This window comes from Candidatus Polarisedimenticolia bacterium (assembly GCA_035764505.1).
Taxonomy (GTDB): Bacteria; Acidobacteriota; Polarisedimenticolia; order Gp22-AA2; family AA152; genus AA152.
Genome location: DASTZC010000078.1, coordinates 1 through 16,659 on the forward strand (window position 1 = coordinate 1; position 16,659 = coordinate 16,659).

Annotated in this window: 12 protein-coding genes; 3 read left to right on the plus strand and 9 right to left on the minus strand. The window is 66.8% G+C overall.

What is annotated here, in order from left to right; genetic code table 11:
• A partial coding sequence (locus VFW45_05220) for a tetratricopeptide repeat protein (GenBank protein ID HEU5180169.1) occupies nt 1–759 on the minus strand: 759 nt, incomplete at its 3' end.
• Nucleotides 760–1,046: 287 nt separating this feature from the next.
• On the opposite strand from VFW45_05220, the gene VFW45_05225 reads away from it, so the two are divergent.
• The 3 genes from VFW45_05225 to VFW45_05235 all read left to right on the plus strand — a co-directional run bounded on the left by VFW45_05225 (nt 1,047) and on the right by VFW45_05235 (nt 8,319).
• Nucleotides 1,047–4,370 (plus strand): TonB-dependent receptor, encoded by a 3,324-nt coding sequence (locus tag VFW45_05225; GenBank protein ID HEU5180170.1) that lies wholly within the window; start codon nt 1,047–1,049, stop codon nt 4,368–4,370.
• Between the two features lie 64 nt (nt 4,371–4,434).
• Entirely contained in the window at nt 4,435–7,311 is a 2,877-nt protein-coding gene (locus VFW45_05230; GenBank protein HEU5180171.1) for an alkaline phosphatase family protein, read from the plus strand.
• A gap of 102 nt (nt 7,312–7,413) precedes the next feature.
• Nucleotides 7,414–8,319 carry a hypothetical protein gene (locus VFW45_05235; GenBank protein ID HEU5180172.1) on the plus strand — a complete coding sequence of 302 codons (906 nt, stop codon included), beginning with the start codon at nt 7,414–7,416 and terminating at the stop codon, nt 8,317–8,319.
• A gap of 10 nt (nt 8,320–8,329) precedes the next feature.
• Here the strand turns inward: VFW45_05235 and glp are convergent, their stop codons facing one another.
• The 8 genes from glp to lon form a co-directional block, all read right to left on the minus strand.
• The gene (gene glp, locus VFW45_05240; protein ID HEU5180173.1) at nt 8,330–9,565 is read right to left on the minus strand and encodes a gephyrin-like molybdotransferase Glp; all 1,236 of its coding nucleotides are present in this window, start codon (nt 9,563–9,565) and stop codon (nt 8,330–8,332) included.
• A complete protein-coding gene (prmC, locus tag VFW45_05245; GenBank protein HEU5180174.1) occupies nt 9,565–10,446 on the minus strand; it encodes a peptide chain release factor N(5)-glutamine methyltransferase in 882 nt (293 codons plus the stop codon). Before prmC ends, glp begins: the two co-directional genes overlap by 1 nt.
• On the minus strand, nt 10,443–11,540 hold the full coding sequence (gene prfA / locus VFW45_05250) for a peptide chain release factor 1 (protein HEU5180175.1): 1,098 nt from the start codon (nt 11,538–11,540) through the stop codon (nt 10,443–10,445). Before prfA ends, prmC begins: the two co-directional genes overlap by 4 nt.
• 16 nt (nt 11,541–11,556) lie before the next feature.
• Complete coding sequence (locus VFW45_05255) at nt 11,557–12,483, minus strand: DUF1385 domain-containing protein (protein ID HEU5180176.1); 927 nt, start codon at nt 12,481–12,483, stop codon at nt 11,557–11,559.
• Nucleotides 12,484–12,498: 15 nt separating this feature from the next.
• Entirely contained in the window at nt 12,499–12,717 is a 219-nt protein-coding gene (rpmE, locus tag VFW45_05260; GenBank protein HEU5180177.1) for a 50S ribosomal protein L31, read from the minus strand.
• Nucleotides 12,718–12,775: 58 nt separating this feature from the next.
• Nucleotides 12,776–14,029, minus strand: a complete 1,254-nt coding sequence (rho, locus tag VFW45_05265) for a transcription termination factor Rho (protein ID HEU5180178.1) — start codon at nt 14,027–14,029, stop codon at nt 12,776–12,778.
• Between the two features lie 166 nt (nt 14,030–14,195).
• Complete coding sequence (gene yihA, locus VFW45_05270) at nt 14,196–14,795, minus strand: ribosome biogenesis GTP-binding protein YihA/YsxC (GenBank protein ID HEU5180179.1); 600 nt, start codon at nt 14,793–14,795, stop codon at nt 14,196–14,198.
• A gap of 130 nt (nt 14,796–14,925) precedes the next feature.
• On the minus strand, nt 14,926–16,659 hold a 1,734-nt coding region (lon, locus tag VFW45_05275), incomplete at its 5' end, for an endopeptidase La (protein HEU5180180.1).

Here is a 16,659-nt window from a genome sequence, read left to right on the forward strand (position 1 = left end):
GGCTTCGGGAGCGAGCGCCGCGAGCTCGGCCCGGAACAGGGGATCCACCTTCACGCCGGCGGTTTCCGCCGCGTGCACATGCTCCCAGCTCCTGGCGTAGTCCTTCCGATAGAAGTCCAGAACGGCAAGATTGTTATGCGCCTCTCCGAACCCGGGCCGCAGGTCGACGGCGCGCGCGAGCTCTTCGTGCGCCTCGTCGAAGCGCTCCAGCTTCATCAACACCGTGCCGACCAGGAAATGTATTTGCGGGGTGAAGGGGGTCTCCGACAGCGGCTGGGCCGTGGTCCGCTCGCGCTCCAGCTGCTCGAGGCGCACCGACTCCTGCTCGATCTTTCCGGTATCCGACACCCTCGCGCCGCGGCGCATGTCCGCAATCCGCTCCTTGATGAGATCGATGCTTTCCTGAAGGCGCCGCTGGCGCTCCATCTCCTGCGCATGCCGCATCCCCTGCAGATCGGATAGCGACTGCCGGGCCGCCAGGAAGCGCTCCAGCGCCTGGGCGAAATCGCCGCGTCCCATCGAGATGGCTCCCAGCTGGATGTGGGCGTCCACCAGCTCCGGGAAGATCTTGACCGCCTCCTTCAGCTCCGCCTCGGCCTCGGGCACGTGGGCGCTGGAGAGCAGCTTCATCCCGTTCTCGAAGTGGGAGCGGGCCATCATCAGGCGATGCGACTCGTAGGGGTCGGGAACGGCGCCGCGCGACGCTGGGCAGGTGACGAGGAGGGCTGCGAAGGTCAGGGAGAGAGGACCTAAGCGCATGGTGAATTTCCAGAGAGCAAGAACCGGTATTCCGGAAATTCTAGCACGCAAGCGCCCGGTCGAAGCCCTTTTTTACACGCGGTTCCCCTGCCGCAGTTTCCGGATTAGCCGGTATTGAAAACCGGTAGGAATGAGAATAGCTTGATTTTGACCGGCTCGGGTCTTTTCTGACACATTTGGGAGGAACCAGCCCCTTAGTCACCCGCGAATTTTCGCGGAAACTTGCCCAGGATTCCGCAGCACCCATCCCTCTCAATCCTGCCCGGTTTTCCGCCAGAGGAGGTCCTATGCGATCTCGCGGACTGCTTCTCGTGTGCTTTCTGACGGCGCTCACCGCCGGGCTTTTCCAGGGCTATGCTCAGGAAATCACGACGGGGACGATCGCCGGGACGATCACCGACGACAAGGGAAAACCGGTCGCCGACGCGATCGTCACCGCCCTTTCTCCTCAAGGAGCCCGAAAAGTGGTCTCCGATAGGAACGGGTATTACATCATCCCCTTCCTCACGCCCGGGACCTACACGATCCAGGTGATCGCCCCCGGATACTCGCAAGTCATGCAGGAAGGGATCGTCGCGCGCCTGAACGACAAGACCACTTCCAACTACACGCTGCAGCCAGGGGTGGTCGAGAAGGTCACGGTGACGGGGCAGGCGCCCCTGGTCGACCGCAGCGACACCAGCACGGGCGCCAACGTCAAGGTTCAGGACTTCACCGCCGTCATCCCGGTCGGCCGCACTTACAGCAACCTGTTCGCGACGGCCCCCGGCGTCGTGAGCGGCGGCGGCACCGGTGCCGGCAACTACTCGATCGGCGGGGCTTCGGGGTTGGAGAATTCCTACTTGATCGACGGAGTCAACATCACCAACACCGGCTATGGCGGCATCGGCGCTTTCAATATTGTCTACGGCTCGCTGGGCACGGGCGTCACGTCCGATTTCCTGGACGAGGTGCAGGTCAAGACCGGCGGGTTCGAGGCCGAGTTCGGCCAGGCCCTCGGCGGGGTGCTCAACGCCGTGGTGAGATCCGGCACGAACGAAGTGAAAGGAAACCTTTCCTTCTACGGCACCCTGAGCGCCCTGGAAGGGTCGCGCGAGCGGGTCCGCACCGAGCTGGGCTCCGTCAACGTCCGCGAGCAGGACATCTATGACTTCGCCTTCTCGATGGGCGGACCCTTCGTGAAGGACAAGTTGTTCTGGTTCGTGGCCATGAACCCGGTCGAGACGCGCACCGGATTCGAGGCCCCCTCGGTCATTTTCCCGAGCTGCCCCGGCTGCGATCCCGACATCTCCGACATCGCCGGGACCGAGGCCTTCCCGGCCTCCGACCTGGGAATCCAGGAGCGCGTACGGCGCAACTACAACTACGCGGCCAAGCTCACCTGGTTCATGGCGAGCAACCACCGCCTCGACTTCTCGCTGTTCGGAGACCCGTCGCGCGGCTACAACGGCCCGCAGAACGCCGACGCCCCGATCGCCAACCAGGCCCTGCTGTACGCCGACTACGCCCAGGGTGGCGGGCAGAGCGGTATCCGCTACGGGGGCAACAACGCCGCGCTCAAATACAACGGCATCCTGACCCCCAAGTTCTTCATCGACGCCCAGGTCTCGCTGCACGACGGCCGCTTCAGCGAGGACCCGTTGCTCGACGGCTATATGATTCGGGACCGTCGGGCCCAGCTCCTGTTCAACACCGGACAGCTGGACGTGGGGCCGGCCAACTTCGTCGGCGGGCCCGGCTTCCTGTCGCAGCAGAATGACCGCAGCCTGCAATACTCGGCCAAGCTGACGAACATCCTGCCGGCCCGCAATGAGCTGAAGTATGGCGTAGAGTTCTCGGACATCGAATACCTGGACGACCAGAGCTACTCGGGACCGGAGGTGACCGTCTTCTTCGCCGCCAGCTGCACGGCCAATCCCACCGTCGCCTGCCGCGACGACACCGATTGCCCGGGGGGCGACACCTGTGATTTGGGCGTCTTCAACCAGGTGCCAGTCCAGACCACCTCGGGGGCGACCTTCGACCGGCGCGGGACAACCGAGTACCGCCTGACCCGGAACCGCTACTACCCGACGCCTGGACCCACCACCACCGACGACCTGAACCTGTTCGTCCAGGACACCTGGCAGGCATCGGACCGCTGGACGGTGAAGGCGGGGCTGCGCGCCACCCGCGAGAATATCAAGGGCTCCGGAGAGTACACGCTTCCTGTCGATCTCACCGTCTCGAATCGTGTCGGCAGCACCACCTTCTCGCCCGGGGAATATGCCTTCGACTGGGAGTTCTCGCCGCGCCTGGGCTTCACCTACGACGTCATGGGGACGGGCAAGAGCAAGCTGTACGCGAACTACGCCCGCTACTTCGAGCGGGTTCCCAACGACCTGGCGGTGCGCTCCTTCAGCAGCGAGACGGGCAGCACGCGCGTCACCTACGAGCTCGCCGGCACTCCCGATCCGACCATCCCCTTCAATCAGCAGGCGGTGCAGGTGGGCGGCCCCAACTTCCAGGGGTTCCCCAATACCCGGGTGCAGGACGGGACCAGGCTGCCGTACGAGGACGAGTACATCCTCGGCTATCAGCAGCAGCTGCGGCCCGATCTGTCGATCGAAGTGCGCGGCATCTTCCGCTACCAGGGAAGGGTGCTGGAAGACGTCCAGTTCACGGCACTGGAGTCGACCCAGAACTATTACTACGGCACGAGCTACGGCTACCCGTGCGATCCCTTTCCGAGCTCCGGGGTGACCTGCCCCGGCGTGCCGGCCGGATCGTTCGACGCCGCCCCGTTCGGCGAGTATGTCCTTGCCAACCCTGCGGTGAACACTCCCGCCACGGCCGGCTTCCCCAACCCGAAGCGCGACTACAAGGCACTCGAGCTGGCGATCAACAAGACCTTCTCCGAGAACTGGGCGATGAACGCCAACTACCGCTACTCGCAGCTGAAGGGGAACTACGAGGGACTGTTCCGCAACGACAACGGCCAGAGCGACCCCAACATCACTTCCTTGTTCGACTTCCCCAACTCGCCGCTGATGCAAGGGCAATTCTCCACTGGCTTCCTGAACACCGACCGGACGCACGTGGTGAACATCTACTCCTACTACCGCTGGCCAGGCGGCTTCACGGTCGGGGGAGGGTTCAACTGGCAGTCGGGAGTGCCGCGCCAGCCCTATCTGGCGCACCCGAGCTACCAGAACGCCGGGGAGATCCCCGGCATCGATCCAATCTACGCCTGGTGGGAAGATGGGGACGGCGACGGCCTTCCCAGCCCCAACGACACCCTGGTCACCGGCACGGGAGAGCAGGCGCTGGCCGACCCGCTTCGCCAGAGCGCCATCTTCCTTTACGACTACAAGCAGGTGAAAAGGGGATATCTTGGACGTACGCCCGATATCGTGACTTTCGACGTGAATTTCGCCTATCCAATCAAGCTGGGAAACGGCTCCCAGCTCAATCTGGCGCTGGCGATCTTCAATCTCTTCAATAACCAGGAGACCAGGCTCTTCGACGACAACGTCGAATCGGTCGCCGGCATCAGGAACCCCGATTTCCTGGCGCCCGTCGACTACGGCCCGCCGCGCACCATGCGGCTTTCGGTGAACTGGAGCTTCTGATCCGATCCTCGGGGCCCGCGGCGATCCGCGGGCCCCATCCCTCTCTGATGGGTTGGACTCCGGCATGAAGCGTCGATCCCTGCTCCTCGTCCTCGCCGTCGCCCTGGCGGCCGGCCTGCCGGCCGCGGGACTGCTCGCGCGGCGCGGCATCGTCCGCGTGCCGGCAGATCACTTCGCCATCGCCGGCAATCGCGTCCTGGCGCCGGGATGGCACCTCACCCCTCCCCTGCTCGAGACCCGCGTGCTGGAGCGCGAAGGCGACGGCGCGCTGCCGCCGTTGCCGCTGCCGAACCGCGAAGGGGTGAAGGCGGAGGCGGTGCTCTCGTTCTACTACCGCGTCCGGCCCGAGACCCTCGCCGAGGTCTCGCGGCGCAGCGGCAAAGGGTTCCATGCGCTTCTCGAAAAGGCCGCGCGCGACGCCCTGGCGCAGGCGGGTGCGGCGCGTTCGGCGCTCGAGCTGCTGGACCCGGCGCTGGCCCGGCCGGTCGAAGCGTCCCTGAATCGCAGCCTGGCTTCCGCCGGCATCGAGGTTTCGGCGCTCGGCTGTGCCGCCACCCTTCCGGGCGATGCGGGAAACAGCGCGGCGCCGGCCCGCCTCGCGCAGGCCTCCCAATCCACCGGAATCCACCTTCTGCTCATCGGGCTCGACGCGGCCGACTGGGAATCGATCGATCCGCTCCTCGCCGAGGGGAAGCTGCCGAATCTGGCGGCGCTGATTGGGAAGGGAGTGCGGGGACCGCTGCGTTCCTACAATCCGATGGTATCGCCGCTGCTGTGGACCACGATCGCGACCGGCAAAGGGCCCGATCTCCACGGAGTTGCCGACTTCAGCGTCGTCCAGGCCAAAACCGGCGCCCGCGTGCCGATCAGCAGCACGTCCCGGAAGGTCCGGGCGCTATGGGACATCCTCTCGGAGCTGGATCGCCGCGTCGCCGTGGTCGGCTGGTGGGCCAGCTTTCCCGCGGATCCGATCCATGGCGTGATGGTGACCGATCGGGTCGCGGCCCTCAGCCTGCTGCCGAACCGCGAGGCGCTGGCCGATCGCCCCGGCTACACCCAGCCCCCGGATTTCCTGAAAGAGATCCTGAGCGGATGCGTCCTGCCCGAAGGGATAACCCTCGAGGAAGTGCGCCGCTTCGCCGAGGTCACGCCGGAGCAGTACCGCGCCGGGTTGCAGTGGATCGCGCACCCTCCCGAGCCTCCGGCCAAGGGGAAGCCGCCGGTCCAGGATCCCGTGGGCCTGCTCATCAAGATTCTGGCGGCGACGCGCAATTACCACACCGCCGCCTTGCAGGCGCTGCAGCGGGGACCGTTCGATCTGACGGCGGTCTATTTCGAGGGGATCGACCTGGTGGGACATCGCTTCCAGCACTATCGAGCCCCGCGCATGCAGATCGCCGACGCAGAGGGGTATGCCCGCTTCCATGACGTCGTCACGAAGTTCTACATCCACCAGGATCGGCTCGTCGGGGAGTTGATCCGCAAGGCGGGCCCGGGGACGACCGTCCTGGTCCTCTCCGATCACGGCTTCAAGACGGGCGCCTCGCGGCCCGAGGGAGTCCTCCCCTACACCGTCGATCAGCCGGTGGAATGGCACCGGGAGGATGGGATCTTCATTCTGAGCGGCCCGGGCGCGGCGCATGGGACGCTGCGCGAACCAGCGACGTTGTTTGACATCACGCCGACGATTCTGGCACTGCTGGGCGCACCGCTGGCTTCCGACATGCCGGGGCATCCGCTTTCCTCCGCGCTGGATCCCGCCTTTCTGCGGGAGCACCCGCCGGGGAGGATCCCCTCCTATGAGGCGCTGGGCGCACCGCGCCGCGGCAGCGAGGCCGAGGAGGCGGAGGAGGTCTCCGCCGAGATGATGGCCCAGCTGCGCGCCCTCGGCTACGTGGGCGGCGGTGAAGCCGCCGCGCCGGCGCCTGCGAAGGGATCCGGCGGCCCCGCCGGTGACGGCGCGACCGACACGACGGTCAGCTATCACCGCAATCTGGCGACCTATTACCTGAGCGCCCATCGCTACCAGGAGGCAATAGACGAGCTGAACCGGGCCAACCAGCGGGAGAAGCTGCCGAAGAGCTACGGCATGCTGGCCGAGGCGCTCGACGCGCTGGGACGCAAGCCGGAAGCCCTCGCCGCGCTCGAGGAAGGATGGAAGGAGGTCCCCGAGGCGATGGCCCCCGATTCGGTCTTCTGGTACGTGCAGCTGAGCGCCGATCTCGGCGATGCGGCGCGCGGCCGCCGGTTCCTCGACAGCCATGCCGTGGCATTGAACGATACTCCGGCGCTGCGCGCGGCGGCCGAAGGCGTGCTGGCCGCCTCCGCTGGCGATTCCCGGGGGGCCGAGGAGCATTTCCTGATCGCCCTGCGTGCCGATCCGACCCTGGTGGCGGCGGCCCGCCCCCTGGCGGAGATCGCCGCGGCGCGCGGCAATCTCGAATCGCTGCGCCCGCTGCTCGAGGCGGGACTGAGGCGGAGCGACCGCATCGACGAATATCACAATTTGCTGGGGGCGCTCGATTCGAAAGCAGGAAGGAAAGAGCAGGCGCTGGCACATTTCCGGCGGGCCTGTGAGCTGTCGCCGGCCGATCCGCGCTTCGCGCTCAACCTCTCGCTCACCCTGATGGATCTGCAGCGCTGGAGCGAGGCGGCCGAGGCGCTGGATCGCGCCGTCGCGATCACCCCCGGGGCGGACCTGTTCCTGGCACTGGGCAACGCACGCCTGCAGACACGCGAGCCGGAGGCGGCCCTGGCGGCCTTCCGCCGGGCGAGCGAGGCCGGGGCCGATCCGGCGCGCGCCGAGCTGGGGATTGCGCTGAGCACGCTGCGCCTGCGGGGGCGCGACGAGGCGCTCGCCCTGGCGCGGGACAGCCTGGCGCGCCATCCTGAGAACCCTGCCCTCGCAGGCCTGGTGCGCGATCTGTCGGCGCAGCGCTAGTCTCCCTCTTGCGTCCCACGCCGGTCTCGTGCAGACTCATCCCCAGGATCCGCTGCCGACCCTGGCGCCACCTCTGAACGATCCCGCAACTCGAGGCCGGCAATGCTGCATGCTCTCCGCCGCCGAACCCTCCTTCGAGCCACCACGGCCATTGGTCTGGTCTTTTTCCTAGGAGTCCCGGCGGCCGCCGAGGACGAGACGGACTCAACGAATCCGGCCGTCCCGATCCTGAGGGGGCTCGACAGGGCCAGCCGTCTCTATCTCGACAACGTGCTGCGCTTCGCGTGCAAGGAGAAGATCGTCGAGCATGACCCCGGTGCGAAGCGGGCCTTTTCCTTCGACTACATGTACGTCTATGACGACGCCCAGGGGTACCTGGACTATCGCACGCAAGGGAGCAAGTCGACGAAGCCGGTCGATCCTCGCTCCGTCGGAGTCCGGCAGTTCCTGGCGCGGGGATCGATGTGGGTCCTGATCTTCAACCAGAGCCGCTTCTCGAGCCACCGCTACCGGCTCGTCGGAGGCTCTCCGATGCACGGCATCGACGCGATCAAGGTCGAGTTCGAGCCGCTGCCGCCTTATGTCGACGGACGCAACGACTGGTTCGGCACGGCCTGGGTGGATCCCAACAGCTACCAGCTGCTGCACGTCGAGGCGATGAAAGCCAGCGACCACCGCCTCTTGCAGGAGATTGCGCACTCGCGTGGACCCACTCCAATCCCCGAATGGATTACGGACGTGGCGACCGATTTCGAGGTGGTGAAGAACGGGATCCGCTTTCCGAGCCGGGTGATCATCACCAGCCGCCAGTACTTATCGGGGGAGGGGCGCCCGCTGCGCCAGGCATCCTCCACCCAGACCTATTCGAACTATCGCTTCTACGGGGTAAGGACCTCGGAAGAGGTGCGCACTCTGCTTGGATTGGCACCTCTCACCGGGGTGGGGTTGGCGACCCAGCCCGAGGCTGGATCGGCGCCCCTTCCCGGGGCTTCCCCACCCTCTCCTTGACGGTTGGTTTTCAGCGGATGGCTGCCGGGTCGGCGATGAGCAGGACCCGGACGGTGTCTCCCGCGCCGAGGGTCTCGCGGTCGGCCGGGACGATGACGAGGGCGTCCGCGCGCGAATGCGCCGGAAGATCGGCCGATCCGGTCGTCGGTATGGGACGGACCCCGACGGCTCCGCCCGCAAACGAGAGCTTGCCCGGCAGGTAGCCTGTGCGCCCCGGATGCTGCGACACTTCCGTCTCCAGGCGTGCCTCGAGATGCACTCCCTCGGGACTGGCAATCCCCTGCATCCGGCGCAGCGCGGGGGCCACGAGGACTCGGAAGGTAACCAGCGAGGAGACGGGGTTTCCGGGAAGGCCGAAGACCAGGCAGTCGCCACGCCGCCCGAACACGGCCGGCTTGCCGGGACGGATGGCCACCTGGCGGAAGGCGATCTCGACCCCGGCCCATTCCAGCTCTTTCTCCACCAGATCGTATTCTCCCATCGACACGCCGCCCGACAGAATCAGCACATTGCTCTTCAGGCCGTGCTCCAGGCAGGAGCGCAGCGCCTCGAAGCGATCGGGAACGGGGGCGAGCTCTTCCACCAGCGCCCCCAGGGACCGGGCTTCCGCGGCCAGGGCGGGGCCGTTGCTGTTACGAATCTGGCCCGGACCGGGGACCTGGTTGGCCGCCACCAGCTCGTCCCCCGTGGGCGCCACGACGACGCGCGGCAGCCTGCGGCACTGCGCCACGGCCCGGCCGACGCTGGCCAGTACTCCCAGCCGGGCGGGAGTGAGCCGGTCTCCCTCGGAAAGCACCCGAGCGCCGCGGCGCAGCTGGGTCCCGCGAGGAGCGATGTTGGCTCCGGCCGCCACCCCCTGGAGGATCCGGACGCGCCCGGCATCGAGCGCTTCGGTCTTCTCCACCATTTGCACGGCATCGCTGCCTTGCGGAATCATCGCGCCGGTCATGATCCGCGCCGCCTGGCCCGGCGCGATCAAACCCGGAGGAGGGGTGCCCGCCGGGATCTCCATGACCACCTGCAGCTCGGCCGGCGCGGCGCGAACGTCCTCGGAGCGCAGCGCGAAGCCGTCCATCATCGCCTTGTCGAAGGGAGGCTGGTCGGCATCGGCGTGGATCTCTTCGGAGAGGACCCGGCCCAGCGCCGAGGCCAGGTCCACCGATTCGAAAGGCAGGATGGGAGTGAAGTCGAGAACCGCGCGCAGCGCTTCTTCCACGGAGACCATCGGCTCGCCCGGTTTCTTCATCATCCCCTCCGCCGCGCCACCAGCACGCGCGGCAGGCCCGAGTAGTCGGGGCGGACCATCACCAGCTCGAAGCCGTCGCGACCCGCCATCAACGGGGCGACACCGTCTGCTCCCGTCCCCGAGATCTCCAGGATGACATGGCCGCCGGGGAGAAGGTAGCGGCTGGCTGCCTCCAACAGTGCCGGGTAGAGCGCCCAGGTCTGCCCGCCCGGCGGGACCAGAGCCGCCCGCGGCTCATGGTCACGCACCTCCGGCTCCAGGGAAGCCAGCTCGGTCTCCGAGACGTACGGGGGATTGGACAGCAGGAGATCCAGGCTCCCCGGCTCGACGACGCCTTCCAGCGGGCGTGCGAGATCCCCGAGGAGAAAGCGGATTCTCTCCGCCGTTCCATGGCGCGCCGCGTTGCGACGCGCGACCTCGAGCGCCGCCTCGCTGATGTCGGTGGCCAGCACCGCGGCGCTGGGCAGCTCGCGCGCCAGGGCCACCGCCAGATTGCCGCTGCCGGTGCCGATATCGGCGAGGCGAGGCGCGGGGCCTCCGGCGCGGCGCAGCGCCTCCTCGACGAGCAGCTCCGTCTCCGGCCGGGGGATGAGGACGGCGGGGCCAACCTCGAACTCGAGGGACCAGAACTCCTGCACGCCGGTGAGGTGCTGCAGCGGGACGCGACCCCCGCGCCGGCGCAGCAGCTCCTCGTAGCGGCCCCTGGATGCCTCGGGGGCGATCGCATCGCGCCGGAGCAGCAGGTCGGACCGGGACACGCCGAGCGTGCGGGCCAGCAGGACCTGGGCGTCGAAGCGCGCGCCCGGAACGCCGCGGGACTCGAGATACGCGGCTCCGTGCAGGATGAGATCGCGGACGCGGACGGAAGGCGCGGAGCTCACGCCCGGGAGGCGGCGGCCGAGGAAGGCGAGGCGGTCTCGGCCTTCAGGCGCTCCGCCTGGAAGTGGGCCACCAGCGGGTCGAGCAGCGGGTCGAGGTTGCCGTCCATGAACGATTCGATCTGATGAATCGTCTCGTTGACACGGTGATCCGAGACACGGCTCTGGGGAAAGTTGTAGGTGCGGATCTTCTCCGACCGATCGCCCGTGCCGATCTGCGTGCGCCGGTCCTTGGCGATCGACTCGTGCTGCTCGTGCCGGGCGATGTCCATCAGGCGGGAGCGCAGCACGCGCAAGGCCTTGGCCTTGTTTTTGTGCTGCGACTTCTCGTCCTGGCACTGCACCACCAGCCCGCTGGGCAGATGGGTGATGCGGATGGCGGAATAGGTGGTGTTGACGCTCTGGCCGCCCGGGCCGGTGGAGCAGAAGCGGTCGATCCGGAGGTCTTTCTCCTGGATGTCGACCTCCACCTCCTCCGCCTCGGGGAGGACCGCCACCGTCGCCGTGGAGGTATGGATGCGGCCCGAGGCCTCGGTCTTTGGGACGCGCTGCACCCGATGAACGCCGCTCTCGAACCGCAGCCGGGAAAAGGCGCTCTTGCCGTCGATGGTGGCGATCACCTCACGGATCCCGCCGAGCGGCGACTCGCTCAGGTCGAGGACCTCCAGCTTCCACCCCTTGCGCTCGACGTACCGGCTGTACATCCGGAACAGCTCCTGGGCGAACAGAGCCGCCTCCTCGCCGCCCGTGCCGGCGCGCACCTCCAGGATGACGTTCTTCTCGTCGTTCGGATCCTTGGGCACGAGCAGGACCTTGAGCTCTTCCAGCAGGGTTTCGCGCCGCCGCTGCAGCGTCTCGCGCTCCTCGGTGGCGAGCTGGCGCAGCTCGGGATCTCCGCCCCGCAGGATCTTCTCGTTTTCCAGGATCTCCTCTTCGATCCCCTTGAAGTCGCGGTAGGCCTCGACCACCCGCTCGAGGTCGGCGTAGATCTTCGCGTCGGCGAGGTAGCGCGCTTTGTCCTTCATCGCGTCGGCGTCGCTCATGCGGCGGGACAAGTCCTCGTACTGCCGTTCCATGGCGTTCAGCTTCTCGAACATGTCCGGTCCCTACCCTTCAAAGGGGCGCCAGCTCGACTCCGGCGTCGATTTCACCGCCCAGCGCGGCCCGCAGCGCCTCGATCGCCACCTGCAGCTGATCGTCGCTGGGCTCGCGGGTGGTCAGACGCTGCAGCCACAGCCCCGGCGTCACGAGCAGCGCGAACAGCAGCCGGCGGCGGTTCCGGGCGCTGACGCGCAGCACCTCGAACGAGGCTCCGGCAATCAGCGGCAGCAGGAGGACCCTGGCCAGCAGCTTCGCGGCGAAAGGCGCCGAGCCGGGAATCAGCGAGAAGGCCAGGATCGAGATCAGCATCACGAACAGCAGGAAGCTGGTGCCGCAGCGCGGGTGCAGAGTGGAATGGCGCCGCGCTCCCTCGACCGTCAGCGGATCGCCCGCCTCGTAAGCCGACACCACCTTGTGCTCCGCACCGTGGTACTGGAAGACCCGGCGCATGTCCTCCATCGAGGAGATCGCCAGGATATACCCGACCAGCAGCCCGATCCGGATCCCCCCTTCGACCAGGTTGAAGGCGATTGGCTGCCGCAGCGCCGGCACGAGCCGGGCCACCCCCTCGGTGGCCAGCAGCGGCACGTAGAAGAACAGTCCGACGGCGAACAGAACGGCGAAGAGGAGCGAAAAACCCAGCGCCCAGCCTCCGGAGGAGGCCCCGGCTTCGGCGGCCGGCTCGTCCTCCTCCATCGCCTGCTCCGCGGAGAAGTTCAGGGCGCTCATGCCGAGGGCCATCGACTGGAACAGGACCACGACCCCCCGCAGCACGGGGGCCTTGAGATAAGGGCGCCGGTCCGACCAGCGCGCCACCTCGCGGCGCACCGTCACCACGCGGCCTCCCTTCTTGCGGACCGAGACGGCATAGGCGCCCGGGGCGCGCATCATCACGCCTTCCAGGACCGCCTGGCCCCCCAGGAGGACTTCCTCGGACACGGGTATTCCGTCGCGCTATTTGGAAGCGCCCGTGGGACGCGCCGCATAGCGGCGCGTGAAGCGCTCGACCCGACCGGCGGTGTCGATCAGCTTCTGCTTGCCGGTGAAGAACGGGTGGCACTTGGAGCAGATTTCCAGGCGGAGCTCCTTGCGGGTGCTGCGGGTCACGAAGGTCTCGCCGCAGGCGCAGACCACGGTGACCTCCTTGTACTCGGGATGGATCTTCGGTTTCATGAGACTCTCCGTAGGCGCGTTATTGTAGGGCAGCGCCCGTCCGAGGGGCAAATCGCCCTCAGGAGACCTCGCTCATCGAGCCGAGGAACTCCTCGTTGTTCTTGGTCTTGCCGATCTTGTCGATCAGCAGCTCCATGGCCTCGGTGCTGGACAGCGAGTTGAGCACCTTGCGCAGGACCCAGGTGCGGTCCAGCTCCTTCTTGGACAGAAGCAGCTCCTCCTTGCGCGTCCCGGAGCGGGTGATCTCGATGGCCGGGTAGACCCGCCGATCGGCCAGCTTGCGGTCGAGGTGGATCTCCATGTTGCCGGTCCCCTTGAACTCCTCGAAGATCACGTCGTCCATGCGGCTGCCGGTCTCGATCAGGGCGGTGGCCATGATGGTCAGGCTCCCTCCCTCCTCGATGTTCCGGGCGGTGCCGAAGAAGCGCTTCGGCCGCTGCAGAGCGTTGGCGTCCACGCCGCCCGAGAGGACCTTGCCCGAGGGCGGCACGATGGTGTTGTAGGCGCGCGCCAGGCGCGTGATCGAGTCGAGCAGGATGACCACGTCCTTCTTGTGCTCCACCAGGCGCTTGGCTTTCTCGATCACCATCTCGGCCACCTGCACGTGGCGCTGCGCCGGCTCGTCGAAGGTGGAGCTGATTACCTCCCCGTTCACCGAGCGCTGCATGTCGGTGACCTCCTCGGGCCGCTCGTCGATGAGCAGCACGATCAGGATCACTTCGGGATGGTTCTGGCTGATGCTGTTGGCGATGCTCTGCAGCAGCATCGTCTTGCCGGTGCGCGGCGCCGCCACGATCAGGCCGCGCTGCCCCTTGCCGATCGGCGTGAGGATGTCCATGACGCGGGCCGAGGCGTTGTCCCGGGCGGTCTCCAGGCGCAGCCTCTCGTTCGGGTAGAGGGGCGTGAGGTTGTCGAAGAATACCTTCTCCTTCGACTCGTCGGGATGCTCGAAGTTGACCGCCTCGACCTTGATCAGGGCGAAGTAGCGCTCCCCCTCCTTCGGGGGGCGCACCTGGCCGGAGATGGTGTCGCCGGTGTGCAGGTCGAACTTGCGGATCTGCGAGGGCGAGACGTAGATGTCGTCCGGCCCGGGCAGATAGTTGTACTCGGGCGCCCGCAGGAATCCGAAGCCGTCGGGCAGGCACTCCAGCACTCCTTCCGCGAAGATCAGGCCGCTTTTCTCCGTCTGGGCCTGCAGAATCTTGAAGATGAGCTCCTGCTTGCGCATCGCCGTGGCGCCTTCGACGTTGAGATCCTTGGCGATGTTGGTGAGCTCGGTGATGCTCATCTCCTTGAGGGCGGTGATGTCCAGCTTCTCGCCGAGGGCGGGGCCGTGGCCGCCGCCTTCGGGCCGGGGCCGCTCCTTGGGGGGAGCATCCGCCGCTTCGGCGGGCTCGGCGGCGACCGGCCCGTTCGATTCCATCTCTGGCTCCTGGCGGAATTCGCGGACCGGGCGGGGGTTGTGGGGGGCGTGGCGCTCAGTGCGTGGTGGATGTCGTTTCATGCAGTTTCCCGTGGATGGCGGCCCAGAGCCTCGGAAGCCCCTCCCGGGTTCGGGCGGAGCAGGGTACCAGGATCTCGGGCCGGTGGAGTTCCTGAAGGTGGTGGTGAAGGGATTTTTGCAACTCGTTCCTCGAAAGCTTGTCGGTCTTCGTGGCGGCCACCACGAACGGGAGCCGCCGGTTTTCCAACCACTCGATCAATTCCCGGTCCATCGTGGTCAGAGGGTGCCGGGCATCCACAAGGAGTATGGCCAGCCTCGGTGGAGGCAGCCGGAGGAGGTAGGCCTCCACCAGCTCCTTCCACGTCTCCCGCTCCGAGCGGGAGACTTTCGCGAAGCCGTAGCCGGGAAGGTCCACGAACAGACACGCGTCGTTGACCCGGTAGAAGTTGATCTGCCGCGTCCGTCCGGGCGTCGCGCCCGTCCGGGCCAGGCGGCGCCGGCCCAGGAGTGCGTTGAGCAAGCTCGATTTCCCGACGTTCGAGCGCCCCATGAACACCACCTCCGGCAGGGCCGGAGGCGGGAAGCCCGCGGGATCGCCCGCGCCCGCCAGAAAGTCACACTGGACAATCTTCACGGAATTCTTCCGCGCTTTCTCGGGCGCCCCGGGTCTCGCGGGCCGGATGCCGGGAGGAGATTCTCGCGGCGGGATGCCCCTTGCGGGGGCGCCTCTGCGGTTAGGTTCGGGAAATGGGTTTCAGGACGACCTAATGAATGGAGCTGTCTGGGACTCTCTTCTCAAAACCCTTATCGATGTTGTCGACGGGAGGAGTCGCTTTGGGCTCCCTCTCCAGTGCGATGCCCAGCACTTCGTCCATGCTCTCGACGAGCTTGAACTCCAGGCTCTTCTGGATGTCTTCAGGGATTTCCGAGAGGTCCTTCTCGTTGTCCCTGGGGAGAATGATCGTCCGGATTCCGAGCCGATGCGCCGCCAGGACCTTTTCCTTGACGCCGCCGATCGGGAGCACGTGGCCGCGCAGCGTAATCTCGCCGGTCATCGCCACGTCCTTTCTCACGGGAACCTTCGTCAGCAGCGACGCCAGCGCGGTGGCCAGGGTAATCCCGGCCGACGGACCGTCCTTCGGGATGGCTCCCTCCGGCACGTGGATGTGAATGTCATACTTCTTTTGGAACTCGTCGTCAATCCCCAGCTTCTCGGCGCGCGAGCGGATGTAGCTGAGGGCGGCCTGGGCCGACTCCTGCATGACGTCGCCCAGCTTGCCGGTCAGGGTGAGCTTGCCGCGCCCCTTCATCAGCGTGGCCTCCGTCATGAGGATCTCACCGCCGACCTCGGTCCAGGCCAGGCCAGTGGCCACCCCGACCTCGCTCTGTTTCGCCTTGTCGGCGTCCTTGGGGCGGTATTTCGCCACCCCGAGGAGGTCCTGGAGCTCGCCCGGCTTCACGACGTGCTGGTAACTCTTGCCTTCCTTCACCACCCGGCGGGCCAGCTTGCGGCACACCGACGCGATCTCCCGCTCCAGGCTCCGCACCCCCGCCTCGCGCGTGTAATTCTCGATGATGTCCCGGATCGCCTCCTCCTCGACGGTGATGTTCTTGGGGGAGAGGCCGTGGGCCACCAGCTGCTTGTCGACCAGGAACTGTTTGGCGATGCGCAGCTTCTCGTTCAGGGTGTAGCCCGCCAGGCGGATGACCTCCATGCGGTCCTTCAGGGCGGGAGGCACCGGATGCAACACGTTCGCGGTGGCGATGAACATGACCTGCGACAGGTCGAACTCCGTGTCGAGGTAGTGGTCCACGAAGGTGGAGTTCTGCTCCGGATCCAGGACCTCCAGCAGGGCCGCGGAGGGGTCGCCGCGGAAGTCCATGCTCATCTTGTCGACCTCGTCCAGCAGGAAGATCGGATTCTTCGTCCCCGCCTTGCGCATCATCTGGATGATCTGACCGGGGAAGGCCCCGATGTAGGTGCGCCGGTGACCGCGGATCTCCGCCTCGTCGCGCACGCCTCCCAGCGACAGGCGGACGAAGCGGCGCCCGGTGGCCTTGGCGATGCTCTGGGCCAGCGAGGTCTTGCCGACGCCCGGGGGCCCGACGAAGCAGAGGATCGACCCCTTTTTCACGTTGCGCACCAACCTTCGGACCGCCAGGAACTCCAGGATGCGCTCCTTAATCTTCTCCAGCCCGTAGTGGTCCTCGTTGAGGATCTTCTCGGCGCGCTCGATGTCGCGGTTCTCCTTGGTCTTCTTGTGCCATGGGACCGCCAGCAGCCATTCCAGGTAGTTGCGGGAGACGGTGGCCTCGGCGCTGACGGGCGGCATGACCTCCAGACGCTTGAGCTCCTGCAGCGCCTTGTCGAGGGCCTCCTTGGGCATCTTCGCCGCTTCGATCTTCTGCTTGAGCTCTTCGATCTCGTTGCCGCGATCGTCCTTGCGTCCCAGCTCCTGCTGGATCGCCTTGATCTTCTCGTTGAGGTAGTACTCCTT

Coding starts and splice junctions, on each gene's coding strand:
- VFW45_05225 (HEU5180170.1), top strand. CDS start 1,047: ATGCGATCTCGCGGACTGCTTCTCGTGTGCTTTCTGACGGCGCTCACC.
- VFW45_05230 (HEU5180171.1), top strand. CDS start 4,435: ATGAAGCGTCGATCCCTGCTCCTCGTCCTCGCCGTCGCCCTGGCGGCC.
- VFW45_05235 (HEU5180172.1), top strand. CDS start 7,414: ATGCTGCATGCTCTCCGCCGCCGAACCCTCCTTCGAGCCACCACGGCC.
- glp (HEU5180173.1), bottom strand. CDS start 9,565: ATGAAGAAACCGGGCGAGCCGATGGTCTCCGTGGAAGAAGCGCTGCGC.
- prfA (HEU5180175.1), bottom strand. CDS start 11,540: ATGTTCGAGAAGCTGAACGCCATGGAACGGCAGTACGAGGACTTGTCC.
- rpmE (HEU5180177.1), bottom strand. CDS start 12,717: ATGAAACCGAAGATCCATCCCGAGTACAAGGAGGTCACCGTGGTCTGC.